General features: G+C 30.8%; 21 protein-coding genes. 19 read left to right on the forward strand and 2 right to left on the reverse strand.

Going from position 1 to position 18,391, the window contains the following annotated elements:
* Positions 1–150: 150 nt before the first annotated feature.
* Positions 151–1,656 carry a transcription termination factor Rho gene (gene rho / locus B2694_RS06600; protein WP_346885074.1) on the forward strand — a complete coding sequence of 502 codons (1,506 nt, stop codon included), beginning with the start codon at positions 151–153 and terminating at the stop codon, positions 1,654–1,656.
* Positions 1,657–1,750: 94 nt separating this feature from the next.
* Here the strand turns inward: rho and rpmE are convergent, their stop codons facing one another.
* The gene (gene rpmE, locus B2694_RS06605) at positions 1,751–1,960 is read right to left on the reverse strand and encodes a 50S ribosomal protein L31 (RefSeq protein WP_035135372.1); all 210 of its coding nucleotides are present in this window, start codon (positions 1,958–1,960) and stop codon (positions 1,751–1,753) included.
* A 229-nt stretch (positions 1,961–2,189) separates the two neighbouring features.
* Between rpmE and B2694_RS06610 the strand changes: the two genes are divergently transcribed.
* The 9 genes from B2694_RS06610 to upp all read left to right on the forward strand — a co-directional run bounded on the left by B2694_RS06610 (position 2,190) and on the right by upp (position 9,403).
* Positions 2,190–2,789, forward strand: a complete 600-nt coding sequence (locus B2694_RS06610; RefSeq protein ID WP_035135373.1) for a thymidine kinase — start codon at positions 2,190–2,192, stop codon at positions 2,787–2,789.
* 76 nt (positions 2,790–2,865) lie between these two features.
* On the forward strand, positions 2,866–3,777 hold the full coding sequence (locus B2694_RS06615) for a DUF1385 domain-containing protein (RefSeq protein ID WP_346885075.1): 912 nt from the start codon (positions 2,866–2,868) through the stop codon (positions 3,775–3,777).
* A gap of 22 nt (positions 3,778–3,799) precedes the next feature.
* On the forward strand, positions 3,800–4,651 hold the full coding sequence (gene prmC / locus B2694_RS06620; RefSeq protein ID WP_346885076.1) for a peptide chain release factor N(5)-glutamine methyltransferase: 852 nt from the start codon (positions 3,800–3,802) through the stop codon (positions 4,649–4,651).
* A 74-nt stretch (positions 4,652–4,725) separates the two neighbouring features.
* Positions 4,726–5,802: a peptide chain release factor 1 gene (gene prfA, locus B2694_RS06625; RefSeq protein WP_035135375.1), complete on the forward strand. Its 1,077-nt coding sequence runs from the start codon at positions 4,726–4,728 to the stop codon at positions 5,800–5,802.
* A gap of 32 nt (positions 5,803–5,834) precedes the next feature.
* On the forward strand, positions 5,835–6,419 hold the full coding sequence (locus tag B2694_RS06630; RefSeq protein WP_346885077.1) for a hypothetical protein: 585 nt from the start codon (positions 5,835–5,837) through the stop codon (positions 6,417–6,419).
* Between the two features lie 45 nt (positions 6,420–6,464).
* The gene (locus tag B2694_RS06635; protein WP_346885078.1) at positions 6,465–7,211 is read left to right on the forward strand and encodes a ZIP family metal transporter; all 747 of its coding nucleotides are present in this window, start codon (positions 6,465–6,467) and stop codon (positions 7,209–7,211) included.
* A gap of 28 nt (positions 7,212–7,239) precedes the next feature.
* On the forward strand, positions 7,240–8,289 hold the full coding sequence (locus B2694_RS06640) for an L-threonylcarbamoyladenylate synthase (RefSeq protein WP_346885079.1): 1,050 nt from the start codon (positions 7,240–7,242) through the stop codon (positions 8,287–8,289).
* A 14-nt stretch (positions 8,290–8,303) separates the two neighbouring features.
* Positions 8,304–8,753: a ribose 5-phosphate isomerase B gene (gene rpiB / locus B2694_RS06645; protein WP_346885080.1), complete on the forward strand. Its 450-nt coding sequence runs from the start codon at positions 8,304–8,306 to the stop codon at positions 8,751–8,753.
* 20 nt (positions 8,754–8,773) lie between these two features.
* Entirely contained in the window at positions 8,774–9,403 is a 630-nt protein-coding gene (gene upp / locus B2694_RS06650) for a uracil phosphoribosyltransferase (RefSeq protein ID WP_035135383.1), read from the forward strand.
* Between the two features lie 173 nt (positions 9,404–9,576).
* Here upp and B2694_RS06655 read toward each other — a convergent pair whose 3' ends face one another.
* Positions 9,577–10,125, reverse strand: coding sequence for an NADH peroxidase (locus tag B2694_RS06655; RefSeq protein ID WP_035135384.1), 549 nt, complete (start codon positions 10,123–10,125; stop codon positions 9,577–9,579).
* Between the two features lie 821 nt (positions 10,126–10,946).
* Here B2694_RS06655 and B2694_RS06660 point away from each other — a divergent pair.
* The 9 genes from B2694_RS06660 to B2694_RS06700 all read left to right on the forward strand — a co-directional run bounded on the left by B2694_RS06660 (position 10,947) and on the right by B2694_RS06700 (position 18,216).
* Positions 10,947–11,321, forward strand: coding sequence for an ATP synthase subunit I (locus B2694_RS06660; RefSeq protein ID WP_346885081.1), 375 nt, complete (start codon positions 10,947–10,949; stop codon positions 11,319–11,321).
* 4 nt (positions 11,322–11,325) lie between these two features.
* On the forward strand, positions 11,326–12,006 hold the full coding sequence (locus tag B2694_RS06665; protein ID WP_346885082.1) for a F0F1 ATP synthase subunit A: 681 nt from the start codon (positions 11,326–11,328) through the stop codon (positions 12,004–12,006).
* 83 nt (positions 12,007–12,089) lie between these two features.
* The gene (gene atpE / locus B2694_RS06670; protein WP_035135390.1) at positions 12,090–12,338 is read left to right on the forward strand and encodes an ATP synthase F0 subunit C; all 249 of its coding nucleotides are present in this window, start codon (positions 12,090–12,092) and stop codon (positions 12,336–12,338) included.
* A gap of 130 nt (positions 12,339–12,468) precedes the next feature.
* Positions 12,469–12,948, forward strand: a complete 480-nt coding sequence (locus tag B2694_RS06675) for a F0F1 ATP synthase subunit B (protein ID WP_346885083.1) — start codon at positions 12,469–12,471, stop codon at positions 12,946–12,948.
* Positions 12,949–12,950: 2 nt separating this feature from the next.
* Positions 12,951–13,994 carry a F0F1 ATP synthase subunit delta gene (locus tag B2694_RS06680; RefSeq protein ID WP_346885084.1) on the forward strand — a complete coding sequence of 348 codons (1,044 nt, stop codon included), beginning with the start codon at positions 12,951–12,953 and terminating at the stop codon, positions 13,992–13,994.
* A gap of 38 nt (positions 13,995–14,032) precedes the next feature.
* Positions 14,033–15,547: a F0F1 ATP synthase subunit alpha gene (gene atpA, locus B2694_RS06685; RefSeq protein WP_346869179.1), complete on the forward strand. Its 1,515-nt coding sequence runs from the start codon at positions 14,033–14,035 to the stop codon at positions 15,545–15,547.
* Between the two features lie 32 nt (positions 15,548–15,579).
* A complete protein-coding gene (atpG, locus tag B2694_RS06690; protein ID WP_346885085.1) occupies positions 15,580–16,443 on the forward strand; it encodes an ATP synthase F1 subunit gamma in 864 nt (287 codons plus the stop codon).
* A 91-nt stretch (positions 16,444–16,534) separates the two neighbouring features.
* Complete coding sequence (gene atpD, locus B2694_RS06695; RefSeq protein ID WP_150844164.1) at positions 16,535–17,926, forward strand: F0F1 ATP synthase subunit beta; 1,392 nt, start codon at positions 16,535–16,537, stop codon at positions 17,924–17,926.
* A 23-nt stretch (positions 17,927–17,949) separates the two neighbouring features.
* Positions 17,950–18,216, forward strand: a complete 267-nt coding sequence (locus B2694_RS06700; RefSeq protein ID WP_346885086.1) for a hypothetical protein — start codon at positions 17,950–17,952, stop codon at positions 18,214–18,216.
* Positions 18,217–18,391: the final 175 nt, after the last annotated feature.

Consider the following 18,391-nt stretch of genomic DNA (forward strand, 5'->3'; position numbering starts at 1 on the left):
AAATAAAATAAACAATACAAAATTTTAATACATTTTAAAAGTAAGCTTCAAACTTCTATCATTTATAAATAATATCGAATTATATTAATCATATAAATATTATTTTCCAAAGTTACATTTAAATGAAATATACAATTAGGAGGTGATCCTTTGAATAGTGAAAATTTACATAGCATGAGTGTTATAGAATTAAAGAGTATTGCAAAGGAATTAGGAATAAAAAATATTACTAAGTTTAAAAAGAATGAATTAATTGAAGAAATTGAAAGAGTATCTTTAAAATCTGTTGAGATTAAAAATGAAGAAGATTCCCATAAGGATGATGAAAAAATACAACCTGCTCAAATAAAAAAAGAAGGTATAATTCTTAAGGAGAAACTTACTAAGAAAGATGTAGAAGAGGATAATAGTAAAGATGAAGTTATTAGTAAAGGTTTGGACATTGAAGAATCAAAGGAAACTGTAGTGGAAGAAAAGGTTGATAGTATAGAAGAAAAGCGTGAAAGATTAAAGAGTTTAATAAGTGAATCAGAAACATCAAAAGGAATATTCGAATTAAGTGACAATGCTAATTTTGGATTACTTAGAATGAATAACTATTTAAGTGGAAATAACGATATATATGTTTCAATATCCCAAGTTAGAAGATTTAATCTTAGGAATGGTGATGAAGTAGAAGGTAAAGTAAGAAGCTCTAAAGAAGGAGAAAAATATCAAGCTCTTCTACAAGTAACAAAAATAAATGGTGAAAATCCAGAGAGAGCTGTTGGGAGAACATCTTTTGAGAGACTAACTCCTATATATCCTACAGAGAGATTGAAATTAGAAACTGAAGATTCTAAAGATTTATCAACTAGATTAATGGACATATTATCACCTATAGGGAAAGGTCAAAGAGGTGTAATAGTTGCTCCACCTAAAGCGGGAAAGACTTCTATCTTAAAGAAAATTGCTCATAGTATAGCAGTTAATCATCCAGAAGTTAAAGTTATAGTACTTCTTATCGATGAAAGACCAGAAGAGGTTACAGACATGCAAAGATCTATTAAGGGAGATGTAATTTACTCAACATTTGATGAAGAGCCAGAACATCATGCGAAGGTAGCTTATATGGTACTTGAAAGAGCAAAAAGGATGGTAGAACAAGGACAAGATGTAATAATTCTTTTAGATAGTTTAACAAGATTAGCTAGAGCTTACAACTTAACAATAACTAGAACGGGTAGAACTCTATCAGGTGGATTAGATACAGGAGCTTTACTTATGCCTAAAAAGTTTTTTGGTGCAGCTAGAAATGTTGAAGAAGGAGGAAGTTTAACTATTCTTGCTACAGCTTTGGTTGAGACTGGAAGTAGGATGGATGATATGATCTTTGAAGAGTTTAAGGGTACTGGTAACATGGAAGTACACCTTGATAGACAGCTACAAGAACGTAGAATCTTCCCAGCTATAGATATTTATAAGTCAGGAACTCGTAGAGAGGATTTGCTTCTTACAAAATCACAGCTTGAAGTTAGTTATAACATAAGAAAGATTATGTATAAGACAGGGAACCCTCAAGCTGTTACTGAAAAACTTATAGGAATTTTATCAAAAACTAACAATAATGAAGAATTTTTTGAAATTGTATCTAAAAACCAAGATATATTAAAATAGATTATATGAAAAGCCATAGGTAGAGTTTATACCTATGGCTTTTGGACATAAAAAATAGGAGAAGTATTCTTCTCCTACATAAAAATATATATGATTATTCGCTTTTAAGGTTGAATTTTTTCATAAACTTGTCAACTCTTCCACCAACGTCTACATTCTTTTGCTTACCAGTAAAGAACGGATGACATTTTGAACAAATATCAACTTTTAATTCTGATTTAACAGAACCTGTTACAAAAGTATTACCACAAGCACACTTAACAACAGCTTCGTCGTTATAGTTTGGATGTATTCCTTCTTGCATTTCATTTCACCTCTTTCGATATAACATACATACCCGTATTATCAACTATTAGATTATAACATAGAGATAAAATAAGGTCAATATGATTATTAATTGTATTATATAGTATTAGTGTATATAAAAATATTTATTTTTAAAAATGTACTTATAATATTAATTTGATTAATGGAGTTTTTTCTACTAAAATAATATTATGTGATTAATTGATGGACTTTGGAGGAATATTACTATGAGTAAACTATATTTTAGATATGGAGCAATGAATTGTGGAAAGTCTACAAATCTTCTTCAAGTAGCTTATAATTATGAAGAAAGAGGAATGAAAGTAATAATAATTAAACCCAAGACTGATACAAAGGGAGGAAATAAAATTGTATCTAGGCTTGGAGTTACAAAAGAAGTAGATTTAAGTTTTTCTAAAGGAGAGAATATTTTTACTACTGTAGAAGATTATATAAAGAAAAATGGACAAATTCACTGCATACTAGCAGATGAAGTTCAGTTTTTTACAAAAGCTCAAGTTGATGAAATGTTTATGATAGCTGTTAAATTAAATATTCCAGTAATATGCTATGGTTTAAGAACAGATTTTCAGATGGAGGGCTTTGAAGGTAGTGAAAGACTTTTACTAGTAGCTCATAGTTTAGAGGAGCTAAAAACAATTTGTAAATGTGGTAAGAAAGCTATATTAAATGGAAGAAAGATTAATGGTAAATTTGTTTTTGAAGGTAATCAAGTTGCCATTGATAATGAAGATAATGTAGAGTACGAGTCTCTTTGTGCAGAATGTTATATTAAGTATGAAGAGGAAGCGGCAAATAGTAGATAATAGCTAAAATAATAGGATGCTTATATTAAGATAATATTATGAAGTTAGAAATAAGAAATAGAAGGCAGGTGTTAAAATGGAAAAGAAGACAACAGTCGGGGGACAGGCAGTTATAGAGGGTGTAATGATGAGGGGAACTAAGGGGCTTGCAACTGCTGTAAGGCTTCCTAATGGTAGTATTGAAGTTAAAAAAGAATCAAGTGAAAGCTTGACTAAGAAAAATAAATTTTTTGGATTTCCTATAATAAGAGGATTTATATCTCTTATAGAATCTTTAATTATAGGCATAAAAAGCTTAGAGTATTCAGCTTCCTTCTTTGAGGATGATGAGGAAGAGTCAGAATCTAAATTTGATAAATGGTTTGATAAAGTTTTTAAGGAGAAAGGAAATAGTGTACTAATGGGTATATCATTAGTTCTTTCCCTAGCTTTTTCTATATTACTCTTTTTTATTTTACCAACGGCATTGACTAGTTTGGTGAAAAAAACAATAACATCTAATGTGGTAGTTTTAAATATTATAGAAGGGATAATAAGAGTTATAATATTTATAGGATATATATTTATTGTTGGAAAACTAGAAGACATAAAAAGAGTATATCAATATCATGGAGCTGAGCATAAAACTATATTTTGCTATGAAAGTGGTATAGATTTAACACCAGAAAATGCTAAGAAGTTTGGAAGACTCCATCCAAGGTGTGGAACTAATTTTTTATTCTTAGTTATGGTTATTAGTATAATTATATTTTCCTTCACGGGATGGCAATCTATAGGTCAGAGAGTGATTTCTAGAGTTTTATTACTACCAGTAGTATCTGGAGTAACTTATGAGGTTATAAAATGGCTAGGAAAGAGTGATAGTAAAATATCAAAAATTATTGCATGGCCAGGGTTACTTTTGCAAAAGATAACAACACAAGAACCCGATGAATCTATGCTTGAAGTTGCAATAACTTCATTAAAAGCTGCAGAGGGGTTAGAATGAATTATAGTGAATGAGGAACAATATGAATATAAATGAAGCGTTAATAAAGGCATATGATATATTAAAAAGCAGTGATATTGAATCATACATAATAGATGCACAGCTTCTATTATGTAGGGTTTTAAATGTAGAAAAGTTGTATATAATTATGAACAGGTCAGAAATATTAACTTTAGATAAAGAGCAAGAGTTTTTTAAACTTATAAATTTAAGAAGTTGTAAAAAACCTATGGCATATATTCTAGGGCAAGTTGAGTTTATGGGTATTAACTTTTTCGTAGAAGAGGGAGTGTTGATACCAAGACCAGATACAGAGATTTTAGTAGAAGAGTGTATTTCTATAATAAAGAAAAATAATATAAGTTTAATATGTGATATGTGCTGTGGAAGTGGAGCTATTGGAATTTCCATAGGCCATTATGTAAAAAATAGCAAAGTGTGGTTATATGACGTAAGTGATATAGCATTAAATGTAACTAAAAAAAATATTTCAAACTTAAATTTAGGAGAAAAGACCAATGTAAATAAAAGTGATTTATTTCAATTACCTATAAAAGAAGGTTTAAAATTTAATATGATAGTGTCAAATCCACCATATATTAAGGAGGAAGTAATTCCTACCCTTATGGAAGATGTTAAAGACTTTGAACCTCACCTAGCTCTTTCAGGAGGTCAAGATGGACTTGATTTCTATAGAAGGATATGCAAAGAAGGAAAAGAGGTACTTTCCTCTGATGGATATTTATGTTTTGAAATAGGACATGATCAGGAAATGGAAGTAAAATCTATCATGAAAACTGAAGGATTTAGTGATATATATAGTTTAAGGGATTTGAGTGGAAATCATCGAGTTGTCATAGGAAAGTTACCATAAATAATATTTTTATGATATAATGTAATGATGTAAAAAATTAAGATTTATGATTAAATTACGGAGAGTGTTAATATATGTTAGAGAGATTAGGTTTTTTAGAAAACAAATATGATGAATTATCAAATATGATTAGTGATCCTAGTATTATGGCTAATCAAAAGGAGTGGCAAAAACTTTGTAAAGAGCATGCAGAATTAGAGATAATAGTAGGAAGGTATAGAGAATACAGAGATGCTGAAAATGCATTAGCTGAAAATAAAGAAATGCTAAATGAAGAATCAGATAGAGAAATGAGAGAGATGATTCAAGAAGATATAAAGGCATTAACGGAACAATGCGAGAAGTCTAAGGAAGAAATAAGAATATTATTATTACCTAAAGACCCTAATGATGATAAAAACGTATTTATAGAAATTAGAGGTGGAGCTGGCGGAGATGAAGCAGCTTTATTTGCAGCCAATTTATTTAGAATGTATACAAGATATGCAGAGCGTAACAGATGGAAAGTAGAAATAATGAGTGCTAATGAAACTGATATCGGTGGATTTAAAGAAGTAGTATTCATGGTTAAAGGTGATAAGGCTTATAGTAAACTGAAATATGAAAGTGGAGTGCATAGAGTTCAAAGGGTACCTGACACGGAATCAAGTGGTAGAATCCATACATCTACAGCCACTGTTGCAGTACTTCCAGAAGTTGAAGACGTAGATATCGACATAAATATGAATGATATAAAAATAGACGTATTTAGAGCTTCAGGAAATGGTGGACAGTGCGTTAATACAACAGATTCAGCAGTAAGAATGACTCACTTACCAACAGGACTTGTAGTTTCATGCCAAGATGAAAAATCCCAGCTTAAAAACAAGGAAAAGGCTATGAAAATATTAAGAGCTAGACTATATGAAGCAGCAGAAGCAGAAAGAGCTAAAGGAATTGCAGATGATAGAAAGAGTCAAGTTGGAACTGGAGATAGAAGTGAAAGAATTAGAACCTATAACTATCCTCAAGGAAGGGTTTCAGATCACAGAATAGGATTAACTCTTTATAAACTTGAAGCTTTCCTAGATGGAGATATAGATGAGATGTTAGATGGGTTAATAACTGCTGACCAAGCCGAAAAAATGAAGGCAATGGGAAATGGTATTTAGGTATTAAATTTTGTAAGGTGGAGGATTACTTAATGGATATAGATAAAGTCCTAAAGAAGCAAAGAAAATCTTACAAAAGGTTTATGCTATCTATGGGCTTTATTTTTATAATATTGCCTATAGTGTTGCTTATAGCTAAACAAATAAATATATTTTTTATTATATATCTTTGTGTTATTGAAAGTTTAATATTATTTTCTGTACTAATGAGATACAATGAAGAATATTTAAAGTTTCAATTATATGAAGATAAAATACTGATATCTATTTTAGGTGGTAGAATAAAATATAAAATTCACTATAGTAAAGTAGCAATTATTCATACAATACCTCAAGAAAAGTACTTTGATATATTGATAATAACAAAGTCTAAGTTTAGAAATAAAAGATTGAGATTGGTTACGAATAAAGTGCTAGAGAGATTCAGTGGTATAGGGAAATATTATGTTAAAGTAAAAATGCCTAAGGATGATGACTATTATTACTTTGTAGTAAAACGAGGTGGAGTAAAGAAATATATGCTATTAGATCTACTTTTTAAGTATTGTGTAACTGCTGTATTTACTGAGGATGCTATAGCTAATATAAAAGAATATAGAAAACAGAATAAAACATAGAATTTATAAATATATTTTACTAATACTAATTTTCAAGGAGAAATTATGAATAGTACTATATTTATAATAGGAATTTTTTCTGCTATAGTATCTCTAATAGGAACTATGGTTGGTGCATTAATTGGAGTATCCTTAAAAAATCCTACTGACAAGTTATTAGGAGTTTTATTGGCAGTTGCTACAGGGATAATTATATCAATAATTTTCCTAGAACTTATACCAGAATCAATTGATAAGATCGGCTTTATTAGAACTCTCATAGTTATAATTATTGGAGTAATAGTTATATATTTTATAGATTGTTTAATTAAAGCAAGTAGCCACAGTAATGATAGAAATCCAAATATGATAAATCATACAAAAGTTGCAATATTAATGGCTTTAGGGTTAATGATGCACAACTTTCCAGAAGGCATTATAATGGGTTTTGGATTTGTTAAAGGTTCGGGATTAGGTATAAAGATGAGTATATTAATATCCATTCATGATATACCAGAAGGAATTGCCATGGCAACACCGTTAATAGCTGCTGGCAAGAAACCATTTAAAATTTTATGGTATAGTTTTTTAGTAGCATTTCCAACTGTTATAGGAGCCTGGATAGGTATGTTAATTAATTCCATATCATCTTCATTTTTAGGCTATAGTATTGCCTTTGCCAGTGGAATTATGCTTTATGTAGCTTTTGGGCAAATGCTTCCGGAAAGCAATGAATTGCATAGTAGTTATACAAATGCAATGTGGATTATATTTGGAATTATATTTGGGTTTGTAATGATAAATTTATTTTAATGGATTATTGAAGTGGGTGTTAATAGGTATGAAAACAAAAGTTGTGATGTTAAGTGAGAAGACTCCGGATGAAAGTGTGATAAAAGAAGCAGGAAAAGTTATAAAAGATGGTGGACTTGTAGCCTTCCCTACGGAAACCGTATATGGATTAGGTGCTAATGCGTTAGATAGTGAAGCAGTAGCTAAAATTTTTATGGCAAAGGGTAGGCCGCAAGATAATCCTCTGATTATTCATGTAGGGGATTATAATATAGAGCCCTATGTTAAAAATGTACCAATTGTAGCAAGAGAAATAATAAAAAAGTTTTGGCCAGGACCAATAACCATAATACTTGAGAAGACTGAACTAGTTCCACAGGTTACTAGTGCAAAGTTGCCTACTGTGGGAATTAGAATGCCACAAAATAATATCGCTATAGGTTTAATAAAAGCCGCTGGAGTACCTATAGCAGCACCTTCAGCTAATATATCCGGTAGACCTAGTCCTACAGACATGGAAAGTTGTGTTGAAGATTTAGAGGGAAAGGTAGACTATATATTAGGAGGAGAAAATAGTATTGTGGGTGTAGAATCAACTATAGTAGATTGTACAGTTTCCCCTATATGTATTTTAAGACCAGGCGCTATAACCTTAGAGATGTTAAGGGAAATAGATAATCAGGTTTATATAGATCCATCTGTATTATCAAAGCCTACAGAAGATTTTAAGCCTAAGGCACCAGGAATGAAATATAGACATTATGCACCGAAGGCTCCTGTGAAGATAGTAGACGGTGATATAGATAAAGTTGTTGCAAAAATTAATGAAATAGTATTAAATTATATTAAACAAGGTAAAAAAGTTGGAATTATTGCAACTGATGAAACAAAATCTTTATATAATAAAGGAACTGTTATTTCTATTGGAGCAAGATGTGATATGGAAGATATAGGTAAAAATTTATTTAGAGTTTTAAGAAGTTTTGATAGTATAGACATTGATATAATTCTTTGTGAAGCATTTGAAGAGAGTGGAGTAGGTACTGCAGTAATGAATAGACTTAAAAAAAGTGCTGGCTTTAACATATTAAAAGTATAATTGGAGGGATAAATATGAAAATAGCAATAGGTAGTGATCATGGTGGTTTAAGATTAAAAAAAGAAGTAATTAAGCACTTAGAGAAAAAGAACATAGAAGTTAGGGATTATGGCACATATACAGAAGATTCTTGTGACTATCCAGATTTTGCTGAAAAAGTGGCTGAATCAGTAGTTGCTAAAGAATATGATTATGGAATTTTAATATGCGGTACAGGAATTGGAATAAGTATATCAGCTAATAAAATACCAGGAATAAGAGCAGCGCTATGCAGTGATACTTTTAGTGCACATGCGACTAGAGAACATAATAATGCTAATATATTAGCAATGGGAGAAAGAGTTGTAGGAACCGGACTTGCTTTAGATATAGTTGATGCATTTCTTGGATCAACCTTTGAAGGTGGAAGACATGAGAATAGGGTTAACAAGATAATGGAGATAGAAAAAAAATATAATAAATAATTTTAGGAGGATAAGAACATATGAGTAAAGTTACACAAATAGACCATCCATTAATACTACATAAATTAGCATTCATGAGAGATATAAATACGGGGTCTAAGGACTTTAGAGAATTAGTAGAAGAGGTTGCTATGCTTATGGCTTATGAGGTTACTAGAGATATGCAACTAGAAGAAGTGGAAATTGAAACACCTATAGGAATTACAAAGTGTAAAGTTCTTGCGGGAAAGAAAATGGCAATAGTACCTATATTAAGAGCTGGACTTGGAATGGTTGATGGAATGCTTAAGCTTATACCTGCAGCTAAAGTTGGACATATAGGTATGTATAGAGATGAAGAAACTTTAATGCCGGTAGAATACTTCTGTAAGTTACCTCAAGATATAGAAGATAGAGATATTATAGTAACTGACCCAATGCTTGCAACTGGAGGCTCAGCTATAGATGCAATAAATGCTCTTAAGAAAAGAGGGGCTAAAAATATAAGACTTATGTGTCTTGTTGGAGCTCCTGAAGGAATAAAAGCGGTTATGGAAGCACATCCAGATGTGGATATATATTTAGCTTCAATAGATGAGAAATTAAATGAACATGGATATATTGTTCCAGGTTTAGGTGATGCTGGAGATCGTTTATTCGGAACTAAGTAGTATATTATTACAGTTGTAACATTGCCCTGATTAGATTTAGATTTCTAATCAGGGTATTTTTCTAATAAAAATAATATTAACATATTAAATTGTATACAAAAAAAGGAGCCCTAGTTAATACTAGAGCTCCATATATTATTTAGGTAAATTTTATTAAATTAGGGGAATGGGGGTTATTTACCAAAATATCTTTGTAATAAACCGTTGAAAGCAGCACCGTGTCTAGCTTCATCTTTGCACATTTCATGAACTGTATCATGAATTGCATCTAGGTTTAATTTTTTAGCTAATGTAGCAAGGTCTTTTTTACCTTGGCAAGCACCATGCTCAGCATCAACTCTCATTTGTAAATTAGTTTTTGTATCTGCTACAACTACTTCTCCTAATAATTCAGCAAATTTAGCTGCGTGTTCAGCTTCCTCAAATGCTATTCTCTTATAAGCTTCAGCTACTTCAGGATATCCTTCTCTATCTGCTTGACGACTCATTGCTAAGTACATTCCAACTTCTGTACATTCTCCAGTAAAGTTAGCTCTTAATCCTTCAATTACTTCTTGATCAACTTCTGCTGCAATTCCTATTCTGTGTTCATCAGCCCAAGCTAGGTTGCCTTCTGATTTTTCTACAAATTTATCAGCACCTGCCTTACATACTGGACAAAACTCTGGAGCTGAATCTCCCTCGTGAATATAACCACATACTGTACATACAAATTTTTTCATAAATATTTCCTCCTTAAATCTTCATATTATAATAGTTTTTGTTTTTAGATTTTCTCGATGTATTTATCTTATGAACTTATTATATACTATTAAATAATAATTATCAAGAGAAAATTATTATTTTTTATTATTTTTTTTAGGTAATAAAAAAATACTATAACTTTATTATATTACTTAATAAGGTTAAGATTATATAATATTCTGTATTTTGATATAAAGTTCAAATATTTATAATTTAGTTTAGTATAGAAATAGTACCGATAAGATACAATAAAAATAACTTTAAAGGATAAAAGTAAAGCAATAAGCCTAAAAACAATGTTTCTATAGAGAAGAGTAGCCCTTATTAGTTAGAATTTTGAATAAGTTAATAAATATTTAATCAATATTAAGTAAAATTAAACGGAGCATCCGTTTTTTTAATGAATACAATGCATAAAAAATTGCATACAATGAATATACAATTATATACTTTTTTATATATAAAGTGTAATGTAGAGGTTTAAATTGATTTATTAGAGTTTATTGGGGAATATTTTAGTAAGAATTCTTTTAATTCAGAAAATAATTGATATTTTAAATTCTTTTGACTACTTATTGTAAATTTTCAGTTTTAACAGACAAATGAATAAAAGTCTTTTGAAATAATCCTTTTATTGTAAAACCTCAAAAAATGTAGCAAAGCAGAGAGAACTTGTACTATTATTGATTATTTACTTCTTTAGAACTAATTTGACCTAATTTGGTGAAAATTTAGGTTTTAGAAGATTTGAACCTAGATGTATAATATCATATATGCAAAAGCGAGGTGGTCCAATCCAATGAATAAAGAGTGCTCAGAGGTTATTAAGCTTGTTGGCTTACTTGATTCTATTATAGGAATTATAGTTTCATTAATTTTAATGTTATTCTTTAACTGGATATCCTGGTTTTTTTTATTGGGGATAATTTGTAGTTTTGTGAATTTTATTATTAACTCACTGACAACTGAAATGATTATTATGAAGGATAAGAGATTTAAAGGTTTATTAATACTTTTATCCTATATAGTTAGAATAGGACTTGTTTGTGGAATATCTCTCGCTATAATTAAGAAAAGTGAGGTGAGCTTTTTTATTTTTATTGCAGGATATACGGCTCAGCTATTAGCTATATTATGTTATGGTTTTAGCTTGAAGAGCCAGAAAGGAGTATGATGTTATGGAAGAAATGGCACCTTTGTTTGCAATTAATATTTTTGGATATAAATATGAAGTTATGTCAAGTGTTTTTATACAATGGGTATTTATTGCATTAGCTTTGGGTTTATCCATTCTATATAGTAGAAAGGTTAAAAAAGTTCCAGGTAAGGTACAAAGTATTGTAGAAGTTGGAATAGAATTTTTATCTAATGTAGTTAAAGATAACATGGGACCAGGCTCAAGTCCTTTTATTCCTTACATAGGATCCTTAGGAATTTATTTATTTTTATTAAATATGGTAGGGTTATTTGGAATAAAGCCTCCTACATCAGATTTTAGTGTAAGCTTAGGAATTGCACTTACTACTTTTTTTGTAATTCAAGGGCATACTATTAAAAAGTTAGGTCTTTGGGGTTACTTTAAAGGATATGCATCTCCTGTTCCATTATTGTTACCAATAAATATAATGGAGAGAATTATGCTTCCAATATCATTAAGTCTAAGACTTTTTGGAAATATCTTTGCAGCAACAATGATTATGGAACTTCTATACGGAGCTCTTACAGGATTAAATTTTATTGCAGCAATAGGATTACCTATACCGTTCCATTTCTATTTTGATATATTTGATGGAACCATACAAATGATTATTTTTGTAATGTTAACAATGATTAATATTAAGATTACAGCAGAACATTAAAAACTAAATTTAACTAAATAAAAATTATTAATAGTAAATTACTATAAATATAAAAAATATTTATTTTTGAGGAGGAATTATAAATGGATTCAGCAGCTTTTATAGCAGGAATGTCAGCATTAGGAGCAGGTATAGCAGCACTTGCAGTTATTGGTGGAGGATTAGGAACAGGAAATGCTACTGGTAAAGCAGTAGAGAGTATAGCAAAACAACCAGAGGCTAGTAGTAAAATAATGAGTGCTTTAATAGTAGGGGGAGCTTTATCAGAGGCAACAGCTATATATGGATTTTTACTTGGATTATTATTAATATTATTCGGAGTAAAAGGTTAATATCTTAGTAAAAATATTGAGAAGGAGGGTGTAGTTCCATATCTTAATTAGTTGCATTTTTAAGAAGATAAAGTAGGTAGTGTAGTATATATTTGTGATTAAATTAAGAGGATGATGTGGAACGTAGCTTATGAATATTCATTGGAGTATTATAGTACCATCAACCATCAATTTCTTTATATTTTATTTAATACTAAGAAAATTTGTGTTTAATAAGACTTTAGCAGTTATCAATACTAGAAAAGAAGAAGTGGAAAGTGCTTTCAAAAAGGCTAGGGATGAAGAAGAAAGAGCGAAGTTATTAAAACAAAAGTATGATGAAGATGTTAAAAGATATAGAAATGATGGCTTGAAATTAGTAGAGAGTTATAAGCAAAAAGCTGATAAAGTATATGCTGAGATAGTTGAAGACTCACAAAGAGAAGTAGCTAACATAAAAGAACGAGCTACTAAAGAAATAAAAAGGGAAAGAGAAAAAGCTAGTAAAGAAATTAAGCAAGAAATTATTGATTTATCCATGAAACTTGCTGAGAAAACTTTAGAGAAAGAAATCAATGAAGAAAGTCACAGAGAGTTAATTGATAAATTTATAGCTAAGGTAGGTATTTAAAAATGTATGAATTTTTAGATAGGCGGTATGCCCTAGCTCTTTATGAAATGTGTAAAGAAGCAGGTAATATAGAAACTGTTTTGGAAGAACTAGGTGAAGTAGTTGAGGAAATGGATAATAATGAAGGACTTATAAAGATTATCAGAAATCCTCAAATTAATAAGCACAATAAAAAGAGAATATTTGAGGAATTATTTAAGGGTAAGATAGAGGATGAACTTTTAAGTTTTTTACTATTACTTATTGACAAAGGAAGGATACTTTATCTGAGAGAAAAGTATAATCAGTTTAGATTAGTATACCTTAAAAATAATAATACCGTTGTAGCTAAAATTAAGTCTGTAATTCCATTAAATCATAATGAACGAGAAACTATTAAAAGTAAGTTGGAAAAACGTTATGAAAAGACAGTAATAATAGAGGAAGAAATAGATAAATCTCTATTAGGTGGAATGTTAATCTCTGTAGGAGATGAAACCATAGATGGAACTATTAAGACTAAACTTATGGATCTTAAGAATATATCAGAAGGTAACGTAGGTAGATATAACTTTAGTGAGCTTAATAAAGAATTATTAGCAGATATTATAACAAATAAACCTCTAAATGAAGAAGAAACAAAAAAATTAAGAGGTTGGTTAATGGATTTCTATAGTAGAGAAATTGTCATAAATAATATAGTAGATGAGTCTTACAAAGATGATATCAAAGTTATTATAGGTGAAGATGTAACTACTAAAGCTACAATTGATGAGATAGTTAATAGTGAAAAATGTAAGATTGGTAAGGCTAAATCTCAAGAGTGTATTATAGATTTAGATGAAAAAGGTAAAATTCTTAATGCCACAGTTAGGACTGTAATTCCACTAACTGATGAAGAGAGAATTAAGTTAACTAAAGGACTTGAGAAGTTCTATAGTAGAAAAATAGTAATCCATGAAGAAATAGATGAGAGTATAGTTGGTGGAGTATTAGTTAAAATAGGAAATGATATTACTGATGGAACAGTAAAAAGTAAGCTTAGATATGTTAGAGATGACATGTAATACAGGCTTTAAATCGTGGTGAGAATAGAGGTGGAATCATGCATATTAAACCAGGTGAGATAACATCTATTATAAAAAGAGAATTAGATAGATATGAAAGTCACATTAACACTATAGATTCTGGAACTATAATCCAAATTGGAGATGGTATAGCTAGAATATATGGATTAGATAATTGTTTAGAAGGAGAGCTATTAGAATTTCCTAATAACGTATACGGAATTGCCCTTAACTTAGAGCAAGACAATGTTGGATGCGTATTATTAGGTTCTGAAGAAGGTATCAGAGAAGGCGATATAGTAAAAAGAACGGGTAGAGTAGTAGAAGTACCTGTTGGTGAAGCTCTTGTAGGAAGAGTTGTAGATTCTCTAGGAAATCCTATCGATGGTAACGGAATGATAGTAACTTCAGAATACAGAGCTGTAGAAGTAGAAGCACCAGGAGTTATAGAGAGACAATCAGTAAAAAGCCCTATGCAAACAGGTATAAAGGCTATAGACTCTATGATTCCAATTGGAAAAGGTCAAAGAGAGTTAATTGTAGGAGATAGACAGACTGGAAAAAGTGCATTAGCAATAGATGCTATCATAAATCAAAAGGGCAAAAATGTAACTTGTGTTTATGTAGCTATAGGTCAAAAACAGTCAACTGTTGCTAATATAGTTAATACACTTAAGGCTGAAGGGGCTATGGACTATACAATAGTTGTAGCTGCAACGGCATCACAATCTGCATCTCTTCAATATTTAGCACCTTTCTCAGGATGTTCAATGGCTGAATATTTTATGTATAAAGGTGGAGATGCACTTATAGTATATGATGATTTGTCTAAGCACGCTGTTGCTTATAGAACTATGTCATTATTACTTCGTAGACCACCAGGAAGAGAAGCTTATCCAGGAGATGTATTCTATCTTCACTCAAGACTTTTAGAAAGAGCTGCAAAACTTTCTGATGACTTAGGAGGAGGATCATTAACTGCTCTTCCAATAATAGAAACTTTAGCAGGAGATGTTACAGCATATATTCCTACAAATGTAATATCTATAACAGATGGTCAAATTTTCTTAGAATCTGACTTGTTCCATGCAGGTCAAAGACCAGCGGTAAATGCAGGTATATCAGTATCTAGGGTTGGAGGAAATGCACAAATTAAAGCTATGAAACAAGTATCATCAACCCTTAGAATAGAACTTGCTCAATATAGAGAACTTGTGAACTTTACTCAATTTGGATCAGATTTAGATAAAGAAACTGTTAAGAGACTTGAAAAGGGTAAAAGACTTATAGAAATATTAAAGCAGGGACAATATGCTCCTATGGATGTAGAAAAGCAAATAATAATAATATATTGCGGAGTGAATGATTTCTTAAGTGATATTCCAGTTCATAAGGTTAAAGCTTTTGAAAAGGAATTTTTAGAATATATAGGTACTCATTATAGAGATATCCCAAGTTCTATAAAAGAAAAACAAGAATTAGATTCAGAAATAAAAGAAAGACTTAATATGGCCATAACTGAATTTAAAAAAGTATTTTTAACTGAAATTTAGAGATATCACCTAAATTTTTAGGAGGTGAAAATATGGGCGTTGCAGGATTAGTTATTTTAAAAAAGAGAATAAAATCTATAGAGAATACAAAAAAGCTTACTAAGGCTATGGCCTTAGTAGCAACATCTAAACTAAAAAAGGTAAGGGTATCCTTATATACAAATAACACGTATTTTAAAAGCTATAGAGAAGTTATGAATGAAGTAATTCCATCACTGCCAAAAGAAAATAGATATATGCAATCCAATGGAAGTAAAAAGAAATTAATCATTGTTATAACTTCAGATATGGGAATGTGCGGTGCCTATAATAACAATGTTATGGATAAGCTTAAAGAAATAACTAAAGGCCATGAAGAGGATTATTTAATAGCAGTTATTGGTGAAAAAGGTAAAAGCTTAGCTAAGAGACATAGAATTAAGACATTAGATAAACATAATCAAACTATCTCTGATGTGCCTACAGCTACTGAAGCTAATAGTATCTTTGAGTATAGCTTCAATATGTTTAGTGAAGAAAAAGTAGGAGAAGTAAGTATACTTTATACTTGGTTTAAAAATCCAATAGTAAAAGAACCAAAAGAGTGTAGATTATTGCCTCTTACTTTTGAAGAAAGCGAAGAAGACCATATTGGTGAAGATGAATTTGATATAGAAGGTAACAAAGAAGAGCTTATAGAGTCAATAGTACCATCCTATTGTAATGCAATGATACTTAATGCAATGATAAATTCTAAGGCTTCAGAACAGGGAAATAGAATGGAGACAATGAACAGTGCGACTCAAAATGCAGATGAATTAATAGCTTCTTTAAGGTTAAAATATAATAGGGTTAGACAAGGGGCTATCACTCAAGAGATTTCAGAAATTATTGGTGGAGCTCAAGCACAAAGTTAATAAGCCATTATATCGTAACCTATATAAAAAGTATAGATAGGAGGAGTTATATTTAACTTATATGTTAATAAGTTAGATGTAGCGAATTAATATGGCACAACGTATTGGTAAAGTAGTTCAAATTATTGGACCAGTAATAGATATAAAATTTGACACAGACTCATTGCCTAACATTTATAATGCAATCCAAATTAAGATGGATGGTAGAGTTATAGTTGCTGAGGTTGAACAACATATAGGTGATGATATAGTTAGAACTATATCTATGGAATCAACAGAAGGACTTAAGCGTGGAGTTAAGGCTATAGATACAGGAAGACCTATTGAAGTGCCTGTAGGAGAACAGGTCCTTGGAAGGTTGTTCAATGTATTAGGTCAAACTAAAGATGGAAAAGGTCCTCTTGATACTAATAATTATTATACAATTCATAGACCAGCTCCAAGCTTTGCTGAGCAATCTGTGGAACCAGAAATGTTTGAAACTGGTATAAAGGTTATAGATTTAATAGCACCATATCAAAAGGGTGGAAAGATAGGACTTTTTGGTGGTGCAGGAGTTGGTAAAACTGTACTTATACAAGAATTAATTAACAATATAGCTAGAGAACATGGTGGATTATCAGTATTCACTGGTGTAGGAGAGCGTACAAGAGAAGGAAATGACTTATACAATGAAATGCTAGATTCAGGGGTTATAAATAAGACAGCTTTAGTATTTGGACAAATGAATGAGTCACCAGGAGCTAGAATGAGAGTTGCACTTACAGGACTTACTATGTCTGAATACTTCAGAGATAAAGGTCAAGATGTGTTATTATTTATAGATAATATATTTAGATTTACTCAGGCAGGTTCAGAGGTTTCTGCATTATTAGGTAGAATACCAAGTGCTGTAGGATACCAACCAACCCTAGCAACAGAGATGGGAGCATTACAAGAACGTATAACATCTACTAACAGTGGATCAATTACTTCTGTTCAAGCAGTATATGTTCCTGCTGATGACCTTACTGACCCAGCACCAGCAACAACATTTAGCCATCTTGATGCTACTACAGTTCTATCTAGAGCTATAGTAGAGCTTGGAATATATCCTGCGGTTGATCCATTAGAATCAAGCTCAAGAGTACTAGATCCTAGAATCGTTGGTGAGGAACATTATGAAATAGCTACTCAAGTAAAGTATATTCTTGAAAGGTATAAAGAACTTCAAGATATTATAGCTATATTAGGTGTAGATGAATTATCAGATGAAGATAAAGTTCTTGTTAATAGAGCAAGAAGAGTTCAAAGATTTTTATCTCAACCTTTTACAGTAGGAGAGCAATTCACTGGTTTAAAAGGTAGATATGTTCCTATAAAGGAAACAATAAGAGGATTCAAGGAAATATTAGAAGGTAAACATGATCATTTACCAGAGTCAGCATTCTTATTTGCAGGAACAATAGATGATGTTATAGAGAAAGCTAAGACTTTGGGTTAATATTATTTTGGATGTGATAAAATATGAAAAAGGTCTTTAAGCTTACAATAATTACTCCAGAGAGTGAGTTTTTTAAAGGAGATGCAGTCTCTTTAAACTGTGAAACTACAGAAGGTAGACTAGGAATTCTTTCAGACCATTCTGCTATAATTGCAGGACTTGTACCAACAATAACAACCTTTGAAGATGTAGATGGAAAGAAGTACAAAGTTAATACTTCTGACGGAGTCCTAAAGGTAAGGAAAAATAATGTTAGTATTCTCTGTACTATAGCACAATGGGTAGAATAAATTTCGGCACCATATATTTCAAATATTTATATAAACAGAGTTCTTAGCTTCTTCGAAGCTTAGAACTCGTTATCCAGGGACGTAGCAGCTCTTTACTGCCACTTTGAAGAAGATGGGAGTATTAGAGCTGGTAGTCATCGGATAAACTAAAAGGGGGCTTTCGCAAAATAGATAA

The sequence above is a fragment of the Clostridium sp. UBA4395 genome (assembly GCF_002390995.1).
Classification (GTDB): Bacteria; Bacillota; Clostridia; order Clostridiales; family Clostridiaceae; genus Clostridium_J; species Clostridium_J sulfidigenes.